Here is a 19,341-nt window from a genome sequence, read left to right as displayed (position 1 = left end):
TACTTTTGCATGATGAAATTCAAAGGACTGGTTAGTGTTCTTCTTGCTTTTTTCCTATTGGTTTCCAATGTAGGAGTAGCATTTAATCTGCGTTATTGCGGAAATGAAATTTCGTCTATTACTCTTAAAACTCCTGTTCAAGATCAAAAATTAGAAAAAAAATGTTGTAATGTTGTTGAAAAAAAATCAAATTGTTGCGAAGACAAAGAGGTTAATTTTCAAAAGAAGACTGATAAATTAGTTCAAAAAACAGTTTCTGCCGATACAGATTTTACATTTTCAATAAAAGAATGGAATCCTTATGTCTTTTCATTTATTTCAAATTTTCAAAACAGCCAATTTACGTCGTATTGTTTCGATACAAATGCGCCGCTTTTTTTTAAATTATACCACCAATATATTTTCTACGCGTAGCTTTTAATGTTTTAGTAGAACTTGAATCACACTTTAGTGGTTTTACATTATTCTAACATTAAAAATCAATCATGCAAAAACAAATTTCAATATTTTTATTGTTTCTTTTATGTGCTTTTAATTCTTATTCGCAAGATACTTTGCAAGAGATAAAAATACAAGGCAGCAGCAAAAGTTTAAAAAAATCGTACAAACTAACAACTAATACTACAACACTGACAAGCAAAGAATTACTGAAAGCCGCTTGTTGCAATCTGGCAGAAAGTTTCGAAACAAATCCTTCAATTGATGTTAATTTTTCGGATGCTTTGACGGGAACGAAACAAATAAAAATGCTAGGATTGACGAGTCCTTACTTGATGATTACCGAGGAAAATATTCCTTCGGTACGTGGTGCTTCTCAAGCCTACGGGTTGTCATTTACACCAGGAACTTGGGTAGAAAGTATCCAAATTACCAAAGGTGCAGGAAGTGTTGTCAATGGCTTCGAAAGTATTTCGGGACAAATTAATACCGAATTAATAAAACCAATCAGCGATATTCCATTTTTTCTAAATGTCTATGGTTCGACAGATTCTCGATTTGAATTAAATACACATTTCAATACTAAAATTTCTGATAAATGGAGCAGTAGTTTATTTGTACACGGAAATACCAGAGTTGCAAAAAACGATATGAATGACGATGGCTTTCTTGATAATCCATTAGCAAAACAAATCAATGTTTTAAATCGGTGGCAATATACCAATGCCAAAAAAGGGTGGGTGAGTTTCATCAATTTCCGATATATGAATGATCAAAAACAAACAGGAGAATTAAATTTTGATCCGGATAGAGACAGGGGAACGACAAATTATTGGGGTTCCGAAATCAATACGGAACGTTTTGATGTTTCCGCTAAATTAGGCTATGTTTTTCCTGACATGTCATATCAAAGTATTGGTTTTCAGAATGCCTTTAACAGTCACGATCAAAACTCTTATTTTGGACTAAATCAATATAATATTGAACAAAAAAGTTATTATTCGAACCTGATTTTCAATTCGATTATTAATAATACAATGCATAAATTTTCTACAGGTCTAAACTTTACCTATGATAAATACGGTGAGTTTGTCAATGTGAATGATTACAGCAGAATTGATAACTCAGTAGGTGCTTTTTTTGAATATACGTATGATAATACGGAGAATTTTAGCGTAGTTCTAGGCGGCAGAATAGATAATCACAATCGTTTAGGGACTTTTGCTACGCCAAGATTACATGTGCGATACAATCCTTGGGAGAAAGGTGTTTTGCGATTTTCAGCAGGTAGAGGGAAACGAAGTGCTAATGTTTTTGCTGAAAACCAACAGCTTTTAGCTAGTTCAAGAACTTTTGAATTTTTAGATACCAAAGGAAAAATATACGGTTTAAATCCTGAAATTGCATGGAATTATGGATTGAGTTTTATGCAGGGTTTTTTGTTTTTTGGCAAAAGTGCTGATGTTGGTTTTGATTTCTACAGAACTGATTTTCAGAACCAAGCAATTGTTGATATAATGCAAAGTCCGCAACAGGTTTTGTTTTATAACTTGAACGGAAAATCGTATGCGAATAGTTTGCAAGTAGAATTTAATTATGAACCAATAAAGCGTTTTAATTTGAGAACAGCCTACAAATACTATGATGTTCAAACGGATTATTTATCAGGAACCTATCAAAGACCACTACAGGCAAAACATCGTTTCTTTGGAAATTTAGGATTTGAAACGCAAATATTAGAAGAAGGAAAACAATGGAAGTTTGATTATACGCTTAACTGGCTCGGAAAACAACAATTACCCAATACGTCAATCAATCCTGAAGTTGACAGGCTGCCTGAATTTTCACCTTCATTTTCTGTGATGAATATACAGGTTACACGATCTTTTTCTCCAACTTTCGAAATCTATATTGGCGGAGAAAACATTGGTAATTACAAGCAGGACAATGTTATCTTGGGTAATGAAAATCCATTTGGACCTACTTTTGACGCGTCAATAGTTTATGGTCCAGTTTTTGGACAAATGTATTATGCGGGTTTACGTTTTAAAATTAAATAGGTTAAAAAAAATTAAATGATGAAAAATATAACACTAGTAATGTTACTGATTTTTGTTGGGTTTACGGTTCAGGCTCAAGAAGGGAAAAGCAAAAATGCTAAGGTTGAATTTCATGTGAGCGGGAATTGTGACATGTGCAAAAAGAGAATTGAAAAAGTGGCATTTAGTGTTTCTGGTGTGAAATCTGCCGAATGGCATATGGATTGTGGTACTTTATATCTGATTATAAACGAACAAAAAACGAATGTTCCAACAATTCAAAAAGCGATTGCGAAAGTAGGTCACGACACAGAGGGAGCCAGGGCTTTAAAGGAAGATTATGACAGTCTTCATGCTTGTTGTCAATATAAACGAAAATAATTTTAAAGAAACGCCAAAGTGAAAACTTTGGTTTTTTTAATGCCATACTTTAATTTTTTTTGAGTAAAAATTGTAGTTGTTAACTATGAAAAACGGTTATACACATAACTAAAATCAGGATTTTTATAAACAACTTTTGGCTGTAAATAATGTAAAGATAATTCTGCTACTTTAAATAGTTAATAAAACTTTAAAATAGTATCATAAATTGTGGTTGAGATATATTATCCGTACTTTCACGCACGAATAATTTTAGCATAAAACACCTTAGAATGAACGATTTTGATTGGAAGAATTTAATTGACCCACTTTTTTATATTCATTTTGATGTTAATGGAATTAAATTGGGTATTTATATAGTTTTATTTATTGTTTTTGCGGAGACGGGTCTTTTTGCAGGTTTTTTTCTGCCAGGAGATAGTTTATTGTTTTTGGCAGGAATTTACAGTCGCGAATTGATAGAGAATATTTTAGTTATCAATAACGATTTTCTAAATGTGGTTCTCTTATCCACACTTGTCGCATTGTCAGGAATTTTAGGAAACGTAGTAGGCTACTGGTTTGGTTCTAAAAGCGGGTATTATCTATACAACAAGGAAGATAGTTTTTGGTTTAAGAAAAAGTACTTGGTTCAATCAAAAGATTTTTTTGAAAAATACGGAGGTAAGGCAATTATTTTTGCTCGATTTCTTCCAATATTGAGGACTTTTGCACCAATAGTTGCCGGAATCGTTTCAATGGATAAGAAGAAGTTTATGTTTTATAATATTTTAAGTTCTTTTATTTGGTCGTTCACCCTAATTTTTGCCGGACATTATTTATATGGTTTTTTACTTGAGAATTATCAGATTGATCTAAAGGAGCATATCGAATTAATTGTATTGATTTTAGTAGGGATTACTGTTTTGCCGGTAATTTATAAGTTTAGCAAAAAAGCTAAAGTTCAAGAATAAACAAATTATAACTCATAAAAAAACCGTCCCAATTTTTTATCGGGACGGTTTTTTATTTGAAAAGAATTGAGATTACATCATCCCTGGCATGCCGCCACCCATTGGGTTTCCACCACCATTATCTTCTTTAATATCAATCAAAGCACACTCAGTAGTCAATATCATTCCGGCAACTGAAGCTGCATTCTCTAAAGCTACACGAGTTACTTTTTTAGGATCAATAATTCCTGCTTTAAGCATGTCGACATATTCGTCTGTTTTTGCGTTATAACCAAAATCACCACTACCTTCAGCGACTTTTGCAACAACTACAGACCCTTCAAGACCTGCGTTTTCAACAATAGTTCTCAATGGAGACTCCACTGCACGAGATACAATTTGAATTCCGGTTGCTTCGTCAGCATTATCTGCTTTAATAGCACTAAGTGCATTTTTAGCTCTCAGTAAAGCAACTCCACCACCAGCAACAATTCCTTCTTCAACTGCAGCACGAGTAGCGTGAAGTGCGTCATCTACTCTGTCTTTTTTCTCTTTCATTTCTACTTCAGATGCAGCACCTACATAAAGTACAGCAACTCCACCAGCTAATTTAGCCAAACGTTCTTGCAACTTTTCTTTGTCATAATCAGAAGTGGTAGCTTCCATTTGACCTTTGATTTGGTTGACACGATTTTTGATCATATCCGCATCACCTGCACCACTTACAATTGTAGTATTATCTTTATCGATAGTCACTTTCTTAGCAGTACCTAACATTTCGATAGTTGTGTTCTCTAAAGTGTATCCTCTTTCTTCTGAAATTACAGTACCACCAGTTAAAATAGCGATGTCTTCTAACATAGCTTTTCTTCGGTCTCCAAAACCAGGCGCTTTTACAGCAGCGATTTTCAAGGCTCCACGTAATTTATTTACCACTAGTGTAGACAATGCTTCCCCATCTACGTCTTCAGCAATAATCAATAATGGTTTCCCAGATTGTGCTACAGGCTCAAGAACCGGTAATAATTCTTTTAAAGAAGAAACTTTTTTGTCATATAAAAGGATGTATGGATTTTCTAGTTCTACCTCCATTTTTTCTGAATTGGTAACAAAATAAGGAGAAAGATATCCTCTGTCAAACTGCATGCCCTCAACAACATCAACATACGTATCTGTTCCTTTAGCTTCTTCAACAGTAATAACCCCTTCTTTTCCCACTTTTGCGAAAGCAGCAGCGATTAACTCCCCAATTACTTCGTCATTGTTAGCAGAAATTGAAGCGATTTGTTTGATTTTTTCAGAATCCGTACCTACTACTTTGGCTTGTTTAGCCAAATCAGCAACAATAGCATCAACTGCTTTGTCTATCCCGCGTTTCAAATCCATAGGATTGGCTCCGGCAGCAACATTTTTCAATCCTTCTTTTACGATCGCTTGTGCCAAAACGGTTGCAGTTGTAGTTCCGTCTCCGGCTAAATCATTCGTTTTAGAGGCTACTTCTTTTACCATTTGTGCGCCCATATTTTCTAGTGGGTCTTTCAATTCAATCTCTTTTGCTACAGTTACACCATCTTTAGTAACGGTTGGTCCGCCAAAAGCTTTTCCAATAATAACATTACGACCTTTTGGCCCTAGAGTTACTTTTACTGCATTTGCCAATGCATCAACACCACGTTTTAATCCGTCACGTGCTTCTATATCAAATTTTATATCTTTTGCCATTTTAAATTTTGTTTAATGTTTATTTGAAGGGACAAGTCACGACTTGTCCGTACTTTAATTTAGATAATTGCAAGAATATCGTCTTCACGCATGATCAAATAATCTTTTCCTTCTAGTTTCAATTCAGTACCAGCATATTTTCCGTACAAAACAGAATCACCAATTTTCACTGTCATAGTGTGGTCTTTTGTTCCGTTTCCTACAGCAACAACAGTTCCTTTTTGTGGTTTTTCTTTGGCAGTATCAGGGATGAAGATTCCTGACGCCGTTTTTGTTTCAGCAGCAACGGGCTCGATAAGGACTCTGTCTGAAAGAGGTTTAATGTTTAAATCCATGATTTTATATTTTTTAGTATTCAATATTAATTAATAAAGATGAAGATTTCAGAAATTGTGCCATCTTAATCAAACTGACACATTTTCTTATAAAAAATGCCAGCTTTGACAGGCTGGCATTTAGAATATGTAGAAGTGATTTATTTTACTGGATTTGTAGCTGCTGGTGTGTTTTGAGCAGGTACTGCTACAGGAGTAGTTGTGCTTGGTGTAGCGGTTCCCATATTGTCAATGATTTTAGAATCAGTATCACTTAATGTTCCTGTAAAGCTCAAGCTTGAAAGTAATATAAGTGCGATTAATATAGTTGCTAATGTCCAAGTGCTTTTGTCTAAAAAGTCAGTTGTTTTTTGTACCCCGCCTAACATTTGAGAACCACCTATTGTAGAGGATAATCCACCACCTTTAGGGTTTTGAACCATGATTACTACGATTAATAGAAAACAAACTATAGTTATTAAAACTAAAAAAATTGAAAATGTGCTCATTGTTTAATTATTATTATGTTGTAAAATCTTAATATCCGTTATGCGGTCTGCAAAGAAACTACTTTTTTCTGGATATTTCAAAATTAATATTTCATAAGCTTGTATCGCTTTTTGATATTTTTTTTGTTCCAAGTAAACTCGGGCTAAAGTCTCGGTCATCAAGTACGAGTTATCTGGTGCATTTAGGTCTAAGGATACTGAGGAAGCAGCGCCGTGTTTTACAGGAGAAATCTTTGGACTTGTTTCTATAAATTTATTGATTAAGTCTAATTTTTTTCTTTTCTCCTCGTCCATTGGAGCAGCCGGTTTTTTAGAATCCTCATTCTCTCTTTCTATAGGTTCTGTACGAGAGAGCTGTAGCCATTCTTGGAAGGAATGTTGTTCTTTTGCCGAAAAATCCAACGGTTTTCCAAGATCCATTTTTTCTGCTATTGGTATAGAATTCGTTTGGATTGGGGCGGTTGGAGAAGCTTCCTTTATTGAGGTAAGAATGGATTGTTCTAAAGGATTTAATTTGGGTTCTTTTTTTTCTTGAAACGAAATAATTTCACTTTCAATTACCGGAATGTCAAGGATTTCAAGTGCTTTTTTAGTAAAGAGACTTTTGTGAATTGAAGTAAAAACATCGGAGGTAATAAAGTCAAATAAAATGGATCTGTCCGTTGTATAAGCAGCCGTTATTTTTAAAGCACCATTGTATTTATAACTGTTTTCATTGTACAGGCCTTTTAGGTGAAGTGCTCTGGCGCTCTGAAAATAAGGAAATTCGTTTAATACTTTTTCCAAAGCTTCTGTTTGCTTTTGATGTACAACATCAGGTTTGTTAATCAAATAAGTATAATCAGTTACATTCATTTTTCAAGTGTTCGATGTTCAGTAATCAATGTTCAACAATCAGGCTTCAAGTTTTAGTATATTGCACTGAATACTAAAAACTGCCAACTGGATATTTCTTTATTTACCATTTAGCCAGAGATTCATTAAATATATCTTGTGTTATTCTTTCAAAAATATCTTTTAAAGCAGCATTCAAGGTTGCGCCTGTCAATTGTTGTTGTGCAGGATAATCAAAGAAAAAAGTAAATGGTTTTTCAAAATCATCTGTTTCTTTTTTCTTATTGGTAAAACGAACATTCACACGAATTGTCAAACGGTTTTGAGAAGCTTGCTGGTCTGCCGTTGCTGTCATAGGGCTAATTCTGTAATCAACAATTTCTCCTTCATAGGTTAAATCTGCACCATTTTGTACCAAGTTTAAATTGGTTTGATTCTGAATCAAATCTTGAAGTTCTAGTGTAAATGTCCGGTCAATTCCGGGTTCAATTAATTCAGCATTATTCTGAAAAAAGCCCACTTGAAATGTTTCAGCATCAATTTTCCCCGTCCCTGTAAAGTTGTAAACCGAGCAGCTGTTGATGCTTATTATAAGTACGGAGAGAAGTATACGTTTTAGATATTTCATTTTATTTTTTAAAAATTGCTTCGCCGGCTCACCAATGTTCGGGTCAAATATATTCATTTTCAATTAAACAAGTTGTATTTTTCGGACTACATTATAAATCAAATTGTTTGATTTTCCGGTATAAAGTTCTTTCGGAAATTCCCAATTCATCTGCAGCGGCTTTTCGTTTTCCTTTATTTTTTTCTAATGATTTCTTAATCATTTCTATTTCCTTTTGTTCCAGACGCAAGGTTTCCTCTTCTTCGACAGTTTCGGCAAAAAGATAAGTATCATCCCTTTCCTGATAATCGTTGTCATTGTTTTTTACAGCTATTAAAGTTGCTCTTGGTTCTTCTTCAAAATCAATTTCACTATCATTTTCCTTAGATCCATATATTTTCTTGATCAAGTTTTGATTTGTTTCCTGGACTTTAGAAACGCCATTCTGGATGAGTTCTAAGGTCAGTTTTTTTAAATCATTTAGATCGCTTTTCATATCAAAAAGTACTTTGTACAAAATTTCTCTTTCGGTACTAAAATCACTTTCGTTTTTTTGGTCTTTAATAACGGAAGGTAAATTGTTTCCTTGTACGGGTAAATAGGATTGTAATGTCACTGCAGATATCTCTCTGTTGGTTTCTAAAACGGATATTTGTTCCGCTACATTTCGCAATTGACGGATGTTTCCGCTCCAACGAAATTTTTGCAATAATTGCACAGCACTTTCATCCAGTTTCAAAGGCGGCATTTTATATTTATGGGCAAAATCAGCGACGAATTTCCTAAACAATAAGTGAATATCCTCTTTTCGATCGCGCAAAGGGGGCAAAGTAATATCCACCGTACTTAAACGATAATAGAGGTCTTCACGGAATTTCCCTTTTTCGATAGCATCAAACAAATTGACATTTGTGGCCGCCACAATTCTGACATTTGTTTTTTGTACTTGTGAAGAACCTACTTTTATAAATTCACCATTTTCAAGAACTCGCAACAAACGCACTTGGGTGGTCAAGGGTAATTCGCCCACTTCATCCAGAAAAATAGTTCCTCCATCAGCCACTTCAAAATAACCTTCCCGAGTTCCTGTTGCTCCGGTAAAAGCGCCTTTTTCATGCCCAAAAAGCTCACTGTCAATGGTTCCTTCTGGAATGGCGCCACAGTTTACAGCAATGTATTTTCCGTGCTTTCTGTGCGAAAGCGAATGAATAATTCTGGGAATATTCTCTTTTCCAACTCCGCTTTCTCCGGCTACCAATACGGTAATGTCAGTAGGAGCAACTTGAATGGCTTTTTCTATCGCACGATTAAGCTTCGGGTCATTCCCGATAATCTCAAATCGTTGTTTTATGTTTTGAACTGATTCCATATTGTTATTGCGAGGCACGAAGCAATCTCATTAATAATTACTTAAATTCTTTTATTTCTAATGAATTAAAAATTAGCCACTAATTTTATTAATTCATTTCACTCAAACCAAGCGCTTTCCCTTTCAAAGTGCCGCTTGTACAACTTTCAACTTTAACCAAAACAAAATCTCCTATTTTATATTCTTCTTTCGGAAAAACTACGGTAATACTTTGTGAATTTCTGCCGGAAAACTCCTCAGTCGATTTTTTCGAAACTTTTTCTACTAAAACTTCTACGGTTTGTCCAATGAATTCTTCACTGCGGAACCAAGCATGTTTTTGTTGTAAATCGACAATTTCTTGCAGTCTTCTTGCTTTTGTTTCATCGGTAACATCATCTTCCATTTTTCTTCCAGCCAAAGTTCCCGGACGTTCGGAATACGAATACATATACCCAAAATTATATTTTACATATTCCATTAAACTCAAGGTGTCTTTATGGTCTTGTTCGGTTTCTGTAGGGAAACCAGCAATCATATCCTGTGAAATGGAACCATTTGGAATAATAGTCCTGATTTTGTCAATCAAAGTCATGTACTCTTCACGCGTGTGCAAACGGTTCATTTCTTTCAGAATTCTATTGCTTCCAGATTGGACAGGCAAGTGAATGTGTTTGCAAATATTAGGATGTTTTGCAATCACGTGCAACACACTTTCATGCATATCCTGCGGATTAGAGGTTGAAAATCGAATACGCATTTTAGGAAAACCTACGGCTACCATTTCAAGGAGTTGGTCAAAGTCAACAGCAGTTGCTTTTTGCATTTTGGTAGCGTTCTCAAAATCTTTTTTTAATCCGCCGCCGTACCAAAGAAAACTATCCACATTTTGTCCCAAAAGTGTAATTTCTTTGAAGCCTTTGTCCCACAAATCCTGAATTTCTTTCATTATACTTTGTGGTTCACGGCTGCGTTCGCGTCCTCGGGTAAAAGGTACCACACAAAACGTACACATATTATCGCAACCACGAGTAATTGAAACCAAAGCCGTAATTCCGTTGCTCATCAATCGAACAGGAGAAATATCGCCATAAGTTTCATCCTTCGATAAGATCACGTTAATGGCATCACGTCCTTCTTCTACTTCTTGCAAAAGGTTCGGCAAATCTTTATAGGCATCAGGACCTACAACGAGGTCAACAATTTTCTCTTCTTCCAGAAATTTACTTTTCAAACGTTCTGCCATACAGCCCAAAACGCCCACTTTCATCTTTGGATTAATGCGTTTTACGGCATTGTATTTCTCCAGACGTTTGCGAATTGTTTGCTCTGCTTTATCCCGAATAGAACAGGTATTCACCAAAACTAAATCGGCTTCTTCCAGAATTTGCGTCGTATTATATCCGTTTGAGGATAATATAGAAGCTACAATTTCACTATCCGAAAAATTCATTGCGCAACCGTAACTCTCAATAAAAAGTTTCTTCGTGTTCTCGGGTTTATTTTCTAAAACAAGACTTTCTCCCTGCTTGCTTTCTTCTATTATCTTTTCCATTGCATATTTTCAAAGTGCAAAGATAACGCAATTGAAATAAATATGACAAGATGTCAGATTAAGAATTAACACTATTTTGGGTTTTAATTTTGGAATAACGAAAACGTTCTTTTGTTTCTAAAAGAACGTTTTCGTTATCAAACCAGGTGTTGTTGTTGTTGTAATTAGAACAATACCACACCCAATTGAATTCGGGCAATTTTAAGGGCTGGATTCCACATGGCTACTGCGGAAACAGGAAGTTTGTAATTTAGAATGTGAATGTTTTTATACGCCCTGATTCCGGTATTTACAATATCAAAATTACTGTTGGGATCATTTGTATATAAATGGGATTCTCCGTTTAAGGCAAATCCGGCTCCTAAATAGGCCTCTAAAGTGATTTTTTGATTTTTCAATAACGGATATCCTAATTCAACATAGGTGGAATATCTGTTTTTATAATCGAGGTTATTCATTAATTCACGATCATTACCGTAAAGCAGAAAATCAGCTTCTATCCGCAAAGGAAATCGGTCAGGAAATTGATAGGATGTTCTTAAGTCAAGAATGTGCGTGGTTGTTTTTCGATCGTAATTAAAAACGGCAGGGTTTTCAATATTTGTAGTATTGAATAGGTCCCATAAGGCGATTGAAAAACCATTTTTTTTGTATTGAATGTAATAATCAATTTCTTTGTACTCGCCATCAAACCCATTCCCGCCCCAAAGACCCACGGTTAGATTTCGTTTTTTGTCCAAAGCATAATGAATGTTTCCCATGGCAGTCATGCTTCCGTTGATAACCAATCCTCTCCAGAGGTGGCTCGTTTTTAATTCTACATCAAAATCTAGTCGGTTCGTTTTTGTGTTTGCTACAGCTGCTGGAATGGTATCGGCAACAGGAGTTTCTTGGGCATATCCAGCTAGCCCTATAATAGAGATTATAGTGGTAAAAAATAATTTTCGCATGATTTTACTTTTAAAAAAGAAGGTTAGAGAAGTAACATATATAAGGTTGCGGCCAAACAGGAACCTATTATAGGGCCAACGATAGGAACCCAGGCATATCTCCAATCGCTGCTGCCTTTTATGGGTAAAATAGCGTGCATGATTCGAGGTCCCAAATCTCTTGCAGGATTTATAGCATACCCTGTGGTTCCTCCCAAGGATAATCCTATAGCCCAAACTAAAATAGCGACCGGTAAAGCGCCAACAGTTCCAAGTCCAATTGCAGCGCCAGTATCAGAACTCATGATCAGCTCTGGACCGGCAATATAGAATATCACGAAAATTAATACAAAAGTGGCGATGATTTCACTCATTAAATTGGAGGAGTAATTCCGAATCGCAGGTCCTGTGCAAAAACAAGCAAGTTTTCCGCCTTCATCTTCTGTGGCTGCAAAATGATCTTTATGGGAAAGCCAAACTAAAAAGGCTCCTAGCATAGCTCCAATGAATTGAGCCAAAATGTAGGAAGCAACCTGTGACCAGGCAAATTTTCCTATGAGTGCTAAGCCTAAGGTGACAATAGGATTTAAATGCGCACCGCTAATCGGACCGGCAACAGCAACGCCTACAAAAACGGCAAAACCCCATGCTGTACTGATGACAATCCATCCGGAATTATTTCCTTTGGTTCCTTTAAGAACTACATTGGCAACTACGCCATTACCTAATAAAATCATTAGCATGGTACCGAGAATTTCTGCAATAAATGGAGTCATAATGTATGGTTTTAATGATTAATTTTCTATCCAGTTTCCAGCTCGGCCTACCGCTTTATCCCAGTTTTTTACCAATTCAGTGACAGTGTCTCTGGGCATTTCGGGTGAAAATTCACGGTCTATTGTCCATTGTTTTTGTAATTCATCTACGCTGTCCCAATATCCAATAGCTAAACCGGCTAAATAAGCTGCTCCTAGGGCTGTTGTTTCTAATGTCTTTGAGCGAATCACTTTGAAATTAAAAAGATCCGATTGAAATTGCATCAATAAATTATTTGCAACTGCTCCGCCATCCACTCGTAGTTCTGTTCCTTTTTTTTCAAAATCGGCCTCCATGGCTTTTGCTAAATCATAGACTTGATACGCTATTCCTTCAAGAGTTGCTCTCGCAATGTGCGCGTTTGTGGTTCCTCTGGTTATCCCAACTATGGCTCCTCGAGCGTATTGGTCCCAGTAAGGAGCTCCTAGACCTGTTAATGCGGGAACAAAATACACACCTCCGTTGTCCGGAACGCTGGCTGCTAGTTCTTCAATTTCATGGGCAGCATCAATCATTTTAGCACCATCTCTTAGCCATTGTACGGCCGCACCACCCACAAAAACACTGCCTTCCAATGCATAAGTTGTTTTTCCGTTAATTTTCCAGGCTATGGTTGTTAATAAATTATTTTTAGAATAAACGGGCTTTTCGCCAGTATTCATTAGCATAAAACAACCGGTTCCGTACGTGTTTTTTACCATTCCGGGATTGATACACAACTGTCCAAAAAGAGCTGCTTGTTGGTCTCCTGCAACGCCTGCTATAGGGATTTTTGTAGAAAACAGCGTGGTTGAGGTTACTCCATAGACCTCACTACTTTGTTTTATTTCTGGCAATATCGATTGCGGGATATCGAATAAATTTAATAATTCCTGGTCCCATTCTAAAGTATGAATGTTTAACATCATCGTACGACTAGCATTAGAAACATCAGTCATGAACATTTTACCTCGGGTCAATTTCCAAATAAGCCAAGTGTCGACAGTTCCAAAACACAATTTTCCTTGTTCTGCTTTTTCACGAGCCCCTTCCACATTATCTAAAATCCATTTTAATTTTGTGGCAGAAAAATAAGCGTCTAAAACCAGTCCTGTTTTTTCTTTGATCATATCTCCGTGCCCTTGAGCTTTCAATGCGTCACAATATTTTGCAGTTCTCCGGTCTTGCCAAACAATGGCATTATAAATTGGAATACTGGTTTCTCTATCCCAAACAATTGTGGTTTCTCTTTGATTGGTGATGCCAATGGCGGCGATTTCTTTTCCTGAGATTCCTACTTTTGCAATAACTTCAGCGGTTACGCTCATTTGTGAGGACCAGATTTCGTTTGGATCGTGTTCTACCCATCCTGGTTTTGGGAAAATTTGTTCAAAAGATTTTTGAGACACGTTGACAATTTCTCCATCGTGGTTGAAGACAATTGCCCTGGAGGAGGTAGTTCCTTGGTCAAGGGCAAGAATTAGTTTGTTTTTCATTTTGGGTGTTTTTATGTTAATAGAGTTGTATATTATTTTACTTGAAATTCTGTTAAAAGGAAACCGTTGGCCAGAGTTCTAAATTCAGCTGTTTGAGCTTCGGCCCAAGGGGTGTCACGGCCTAATTCTTTGGCTAATAATTGAGCAACTTTTTTAGAAGAATCAATCGCTGCTCTGGCGTCTAAAAACAAAAGTCGCACGCGTCTGGCCAATACATCTTCAATGGTTCTGGCCATTTCGAAACGAATAGCCCAAGCCACTTCTGCCATGGTATAATCATAATCAGGATGTAGTTTCTCTTTTAATAAAGGCTCGTCTTCCTGTAATTTCAGTATTTTAGGAATGTCAGTTCCATAAATGTATAAATGATTCTCTCGGTCTGTTACGGAAGTTATTTTATTGCCGTGGATAGCGATGTGTTCCGTTTTACATCCGTTTTTAGGTAAATTATGGACTTTGATGGCTTTGTCAATAACGTCTTCAGCGATTTTTCGGTACGTAGTCCATTTTCCTCCGGTGATGGTGATTAATCCGGTATCCGAAACAATTATTTTATGACTTCTGGAAACTTCTTTGGTACTTTGTCCTTTTTTTTCTGGCGCTGCCAAAGGTCTTAAGCCTGCAAATACAGATAAAACATCGCCTCTTGTTGGTTTTTTCTCTAGAAATCTTTGAGCAGTTTCTAAAACGAAATCAATTTCTTGTTCCAAGGCAATTGGCTCCAGACTCGATTTTTTAACCAAAGTATCGGTGGTTCCTACCACAATTTTATCATGCCACGGCACTGCGAATAAAACGCGTCCGTCACTTGTTTTTGGAATCATTAAAGCATGTTCGCTTGGTAAGAACGATTTGTCAAAAACCAAGTGAATCCCTTGGCTTGGAACAATATATTTCTTGTATTCCAAATCATTCATTTTCATGATTGAGTTGGTAAAAACCCCGGTAGCGTTAATAACGGCAGTTCCGTTTAATTTATATTTGGTGCCGGTTTCTTTATCTTCAAATTCTACTCCCGTAACTTGGTTTTTATCGTCTTTCAATAAATTAATCACTTTCGAATAATTCAAAAGCGTAGCTCCTTTTTCAACGGCTGTTTGCGCAATGTTGATTGCCAAACGCGAATCATCAAACTGTCCGTCTTGATATACAACGCCGCTAACCAATCCTTTTTGTGTAATGGTCGGAAGCAATTCTATTGTTTTTTTTCTGGACACATATTTAGAAGCGCCTAAGCTTAATCGTCCGGCTAACATATCGTATATGGTTAATCCTACGGTATAGAAATAACCGCCCCGCCAATTATAATTTGGAATCACAAAGGATTGGTTTTTCACCAAGTGACCAGCGTTTTGTGCCATTAGGCCTCTTTCTTTTAGGGCTTCGCGTACCAAAGCAATGTCTCCTTGTTCTAAATACCGAACCCCACCATGAACTAACTTTGTGCTTCGACTGGAGGTTCCTTTGGCAAAATCAATTGATTCCAACAGTATGGTTTTGAAACCTCTGCTAGCTGCGTCTAGCGCTATTCCTAATCCGTTAGCACCACCGCCAATGATAATTACATCCCAATTTTTGGTTTGTGTAAGTTGAATTAATTGTTCTGATCTTTTCATTTTATTGTTTTTATACCGTAACACAATATTTCGTTTTACAAACATAACGAAATAAATCGAAACAAAATGAAACTATTCAAAATAACCTGTTTTATTTTTTATTTCTAAAAGAATACCTATCTTTATTTCAATATTTAAACAGTAGTATGACTATAATTAATATCAGACAGGAACTAATAATAGAGGAATTAAATCAAAAAGGGTATGTTCATGTGGTGGAGCTGTGCGAAACACACAAGGTTTCGTCCGTAACCATACGGAAGGATTTGAGTTTTTTAGAAAGCAAGAATCTGTTGCATCGTACCCATGGAGGCGCTAGTAAACAGCCCATTTATGCGTTTGAAAGAAATGTAAGTGATAAAGAATTGCTTCAGGTAGAGCAAAAGAAGCTTATCGCAAGAGCGGCTTTGAGTTACATTAATGACAATGATTACATCATTATGGGCTCCGGGACTACGATTCATAATTTATCTAAAGTGATGGGGGGCTTTCAAAAATTAACTGTACTGACTCCTTCGCTTAAAGTTTCTTTAGAGCTCTGCAAACATTCGGAAATTGATACCATTCAACTGGGTGGTGATATTAGAAAAGCATCAACTTCAGTTGTGGGTGCTATTGCTGAAGGAATTTTGAGCCAGTTTTCCTGTAATAAATTATTTATTGGAACTGATGGGCTTCATTTAGAGTTTGGTTTAAGTACTTCAAATGCTATGGAAGCTCATTTGAATCAAGCGATGATTGATGTAGCCGAAAAAGTAATTGTTTTGGCCGATTCAACTAAAATGAATGTCAGGGGTTTTGGTAAAATCTGCAATGTAGAAAAAATTGATGTTTTAATTACCGATGAAGGTATCGATATCGAAACTAAAACGAAACTGGAAGAAATGGGGTTGAATGTCGTTGTTGTGTAAAAGGGCTTCTTTTAAGTTTTAAGTAACAATCATTGTATAATGGGGTGTTTTAAAATTAGAGAAAATGATGGAACAAGTTGATTTTAAGATACTATTGGCTATGTTTTTTGTTTTGACTTGACGACTTTTAAACTTTTCACATACTTAATTGCAGTTGGATTTTAGGAAATAGATCATAAAAAGGCAGTATTTTTAATAAAACCGCAGTGATTTATTTTTTTTAAAGTATAGGATTCAAATCATTCAAAACTTGCAACTGAATGATTAAATTGACTTTTAAAATTTAAAAAACTTAAAATTTAAAAAAATCTTCTACTTTTGCCGACATAAACAATCGGAATATGGCAAAGAATTTAGTTATAGTGGAATCACCTGCAAAGGCAAAAACAATCGAAAAATTTCTAGGAGCAGATTTTCAGGTCGAGTCAAGTTATGGGCACATTGCTGACTTGCCGTCTAAGGAAATTGGTGTTGATGTAGAAAATGGCTTCAAACCCAAATACGAAGTTTCTGCTGATAAAAAAGCATTGGTTACTAAATTAAAAGGACTTGCTAAAAAAGCTGAAATGGTATGGTTAGCAAGTGATGAGGATCGCGAGGGAGAAGCTATTTCTTGGCATTTAGCCGAAGAATTAAAATTAGACGCGACCAAAACCAAGCGGATTGTTTTTCATGAAATCACTAAAACTGCAATTCTAAAAGCCATTGATAATCCACGAGAAATTGATTATAACTTAGTCAATGCGCAGCAAGCGCGTCGTGTATTAGATCGATTGGTAGGTTATGAATTATCTCCTGTACTTTGGAGAAAAATAAAGGGAGGGCTTTCGGCAGGCCGTGTGCAATCAGTATCAGTTCGTTTGATAGTGGAACGGGAACGGGAAATTCAAAACTTTAATGCTGTAGCTACGTATTCTGTTGTGGCAGAATTTACTAATGAAACCGGTAAAATATTCAAAGCCAAACTGCCTAAAAATTTCAATACTAAAAAAGAAGCCGAAGATTTTTTAAATAGAAATATAGGTTCTACATATAAGGTAGCCGATTTGGAGACTAAACCTACCAAAAAAACACCAACAGGTCCGTTTACCACATCAACATTGCAACAAGAAGCCGCTCGTAAATTGTATTTGCCGGTAGGAATTACCATGCAACTGGCGCAACGCCTGTATGAAGCCGGACTGATCACGTATATGAGAACGGATAGCGTGAATTTATCTAAAGATGCGATGGAAGCGGCTCAGGCTGAAATTATTAAATCCTACGGAAAAGAGTTCTCTAAACCTCGAACTTTTGTCAATAAAAGTAAGGGAGCACAGGAAGCACACGAGGCAATTCGTCCTACGGATATGTCCCGTCATACGGTAAATATAGACAAAGATCAAGCGCGTTTGTATGACTTGATCTGGAAAAGAACCTTGGCTTCGCAAATGAGTGATGCACAATTAGAACGTACTAACGTGAAAATTGAAGCGAATAATCATGGTGAAATATTCACGGCTTCCGGAGAGGTTTTGCTTTTTGAAGGTTTCTTGAAAGTATACCTTGAAGGGCATGATGACGATGAAGAAGAGCAGGAAGGCATGTTGCCGGCAATGAAAGTCAATGAAAAATTACAAAACAATTACATCTCAGCAACCGAAAGATATTCTAGAGCGCCTGCAAGATATACCGAAGCTTCATTGGTAAAAAAATTAGAAGAGTTAGGAATTGGTCGTCCGTCTACCTATGCGCCAACAATTTCTACGATTATCAACAGGAATTATGTAGAAAAAGGAAATCTGGACGGGCAAGAAAGAAATTACGTGCAATTGATGTTGCAATCCGGAAAAGTAGCAGAGAAGGTGCTGAAAGAAAACACCGGATCTGATAAAGGAAAATTAGTTCCTACAGATATTGGAACAATTGTTACGGATTTCTTGGTAAAGAATTTCGGAAATATTTTGGATTATAATTTCACTGCAAAAGTCGAAGAGGATTTTGATGAAATAGCGGAAGGAAATATTGAGTGGACTAAAATGATGCAGGAATTCTACGATAAATTTCACCCTATAGTGAAAGATGTAGAGGCCAATGCAGATCGTGAAAGCGGGGAGAGAATTCTTGGAACCGATCCAAAAACAGGAAAGCCGGTTTCGGTTCGTTTAGGAAAATTTGGACCAATGGCTCAAATTGGTGCCGCTGATGATGATGAAAAAAAGTTCGCCAGTTTGATGAATGATCAAAATATTGGGAACATCACTTTAGAGGAAACGCTGAATCTATTTTTATTACCAAAAAATCTTGGAGAATATAAAGGCGAAGAAGTTGAGGTAAGTAATGGTCGTTACGGCCCTTATATTCGTCATGGTGCGGCTTTTGTTTCTTTGCCAAAAGGAGAAAATCCACTGGATGTTGATTTTGAAAGGGCTCAGGAATTAATCGATGAAAAGGCTATTGCCGATGCTCCAATTGCCGTTTATAAAGGCGAAGGTGTTCAAAAAGGCGTTGGTCGTTTTGGTCCCTTTATCAAATGGGATGGCTTGTTTATTAATGTAAGTAAGAAATATAATTTTGATGATTTGTCTCAAGTTGATATAGAAGCATTGATTGAAGATAAATTGCAAAAAAATATCGATAAAGTATTGCATAATTGGGAGGATGAAGGTATTCTGGTCGAGAAAGCCCGCTGGGGTCGCTCTGTAATCACCAAAGGAAAACTCAAAATTGAATTGAGTAAAGACGTAGATGCTGCCAAATTAACATTGGCGGAAGTCCAAGAAATGATTGCCAAAAAAACGCCTGCTAAAAAAGTAGCCGCCAAAAAAGCACCAGCAAAGAAAGCAGCTGTCAAAAAAACAGCCGTTAAGAAACCTGTCGCAAAAAAGTAATTAGTCACTAATTCCGGTTTCATCGCTCTTTGTTAAGAGTTGTGA

At 36.3% G+C, this 19,341-nt stretch carries 17 protein-coding genes; 6 read left to right on the top strand and 11 right to left on the bottom strand.

Annotated features, from left to right (window positions below; genetic code table 11):
- The first annotated feature begins 9 nt into the window (after positions 1–9).
- From EKM01_RS10795 to EKM01_RS10780, 4 genes are all read left to right on the top strand, one after another.
- Entirely contained in the window at positions 10–414 is a 405-nt protein-coding gene (locus tag EKM01_RS10795; protein ID WP_126554720.1) for a hypothetical protein, read from the top strand.
- Between the two features lie 71 nt (positions 415–485).
- Positions 486–2,498: a TonB-dependent siderophore receptor gene (locus tag EKM01_RS10790; RefSeq protein WP_126768296.1), complete on the top strand. Its 2,013-nt coding sequence runs from the start codon at positions 486–488 to the stop codon at positions 2,496–2,498.
- 15 nt (positions 2,499–2,513) lie between these two features.
- Positions 2,514–2,858, top strand: a complete 345-nt coding sequence (locus EKM01_RS10785; protein WP_317125142.1) for a metal transporter — start codon at positions 2,514–2,516, stop codon at positions 2,856–2,858.
- Between the two features lie 272 nt (positions 2,859–3,130).
- The gene (locus EKM01_RS10780; protein ID WP_126461885.1) at positions 3,131–3,811 is read left to right on the top strand and encodes a DedA family protein; all 681 of its coding nucleotides are present in this window, start codon (positions 3,131–3,133) and stop codon (positions 3,809–3,811) included.
- A gap of 72 nt (positions 3,812–3,883) precedes the next feature.
- Here the strand turns inward: EKM01_RS10780 and groL are convergent, their stop codons facing one another.
- The 11 genes from groL to EKM01_RS10725 all read right to left on the bottom strand — a co-directional run bounded on the left by groL (position 3,884) and on the right by EKM01_RS10725 (position 15,515).
- Positions 3,884–5,512 carry a chaperonin GroEL gene (gene groL / locus EKM01_RS10775; RefSeq protein WP_126452813.1) on the bottom strand — a complete coding sequence of 543 codons (1,629 nt, stop codon included), beginning with the start codon at positions 5,510–5,512 and terminating at the stop codon, positions 3,884–3,886.
- Positions 5,513–5,571: 59 nt separating this feature from the next.
- Positions 5,572–5,847 (bottom strand): co-chaperone GroES, encoded by a 276-nt coding sequence (groES, locus tag EKM01_RS10770; protein WP_126452815.1) that lies wholly within the window; start codon positions 5,845–5,847, stop codon positions 5,572–5,574.
- Between the two features lie 140 nt (positions 5,848–5,987).
- Positions 5,988–6,335 (bottom strand): preprotein translocase subunit SecG, encoded by a 348-nt coding sequence (secG, locus tag EKM01_RS10765; protein WP_126768293.1) that lies wholly within the window; start codon positions 6,333–6,335, stop codon positions 5,988–5,990.
- A gap of 3 nt (positions 6,336–6,338) precedes the next feature.
- Positions 6,339–7,190: a tetratricopeptide repeat protein gene (locus EKM01_RS10760; RefSeq protein WP_126554728.1), complete on the bottom strand. Its 852-nt coding sequence runs from the start codon at positions 7,188–7,190 to the stop codon at positions 6,339–6,341.
- A gap of 103 nt (positions 7,191–7,293) precedes the next feature.
- Positions 7,294–7,797, bottom strand: a complete 504-nt coding sequence (locus EKM01_RS10755; protein WP_126461894.1) for an LptE family protein — start codon at positions 7,795–7,797, stop codon at positions 7,294–7,296.
- A 91-nt stretch (positions 7,798–7,888) separates the two neighbouring features.
- Positions 7,889–9,145, bottom strand: coding sequence for a sigma-54-dependent Fis family transcriptional regulator (locus EKM01_RS10750; RefSeq protein WP_126461897.1), 1,257 nt, complete (start codon positions 9,143–9,145; stop codon positions 7,889–7,891).
- Positions 9,146–9,233: 88 nt separating this feature from the next.
- The gene (gene miaB / locus EKM01_RS10745; protein WP_126768290.1) at positions 9,234–10,679 is read right to left on the bottom strand and encodes a tRNA (N6-isopentenyl adenosine(37)-C2)-methylthiotransferase MiaB; all 1,446 of its coding nucleotides are present in this window, start codon (positions 10,677–10,679) and stop codon (positions 9,234–9,236) included.
- 164 nt (positions 10,680–10,843) lie between these two features.
- A complete protein-coding gene (locus EKM01_RS10740) occupies positions 10,844–11,629 on the bottom strand; it encodes a hypothetical protein (RefSeq protein ID WP_126461903.1) in 786 nt (261 codons plus the stop codon).
- A gap of 23 nt (positions 11,630–11,652) precedes the next feature.
- Positions 11,653–12,384: an MIP/aquaporin family protein gene (locus EKM01_RS10735; protein ID WP_126554732.1), complete on the bottom strand. Its 732-nt coding sequence runs from the start codon at positions 12,382–12,384 to the stop codon at positions 11,653–11,655.
- Positions 12,385–12,402: 18 nt separating this feature from the next.
- Positions 12,403–13,899 (bottom strand): glycerol kinase GlpK, encoded by a 1,497-nt coding sequence (glpK, locus tag EKM01_RS10730; protein ID WP_126461909.1) that lies wholly within the window; start codon positions 13,897–13,899, stop codon positions 12,403–12,405.
- A 32-nt stretch (positions 13,900–13,931) separates the two neighbouring features.
- Positions 13,932–15,515 (bottom strand): glycerol-3-phosphate dehydrogenase/oxidase, encoded by a 1,584-nt coding sequence (locus EKM01_RS10725; RefSeq protein ID WP_126768287.1) that lies wholly within the window; start codon positions 15,513–15,515, stop codon positions 13,932–13,934.
- Positions 15,516–15,661: 146 nt separating this feature from the next.
- Here EKM01_RS10725 and EKM01_RS10720 point away from each other — a divergent pair, with 146 nt between their 5' ends.
- The gene (locus EKM01_RS10720; RefSeq protein ID WP_126461915.1) at positions 15,662–16,426 is read left to right on the top strand and encodes a DeoR/GlpR family DNA-binding transcription regulator; all 765 of its coding nucleotides are present in this window, start codon (positions 15,662–15,664) and stop codon (positions 16,424–16,426) included.
- Between the two features lie 341 nt (positions 16,427–16,767).
- Positions 16,768–19,296, top strand: a complete 2,529-nt coding sequence (gene topA, locus EKM01_RS10715; protein WP_126768285.1) for a type I DNA topoisomerase — start codon at positions 16,768–16,770, stop codon at positions 19,294–19,296.
- Positions 19,297–19,341: the final 45 nt, after the last annotated feature.

The organism is Flavobacterium sp. RSP46, from assembly GCF_003984825.1.
GTDB lineage: Bacteria > Bacteroidota > Bacteroidia > Flavobacteriales > Flavobacteriaceae > Flavobacterium.
Note: the sequence above shows the minus strand (reverse complement) of the source record. Positions and strands in the feature narration are given on the sequence as shown.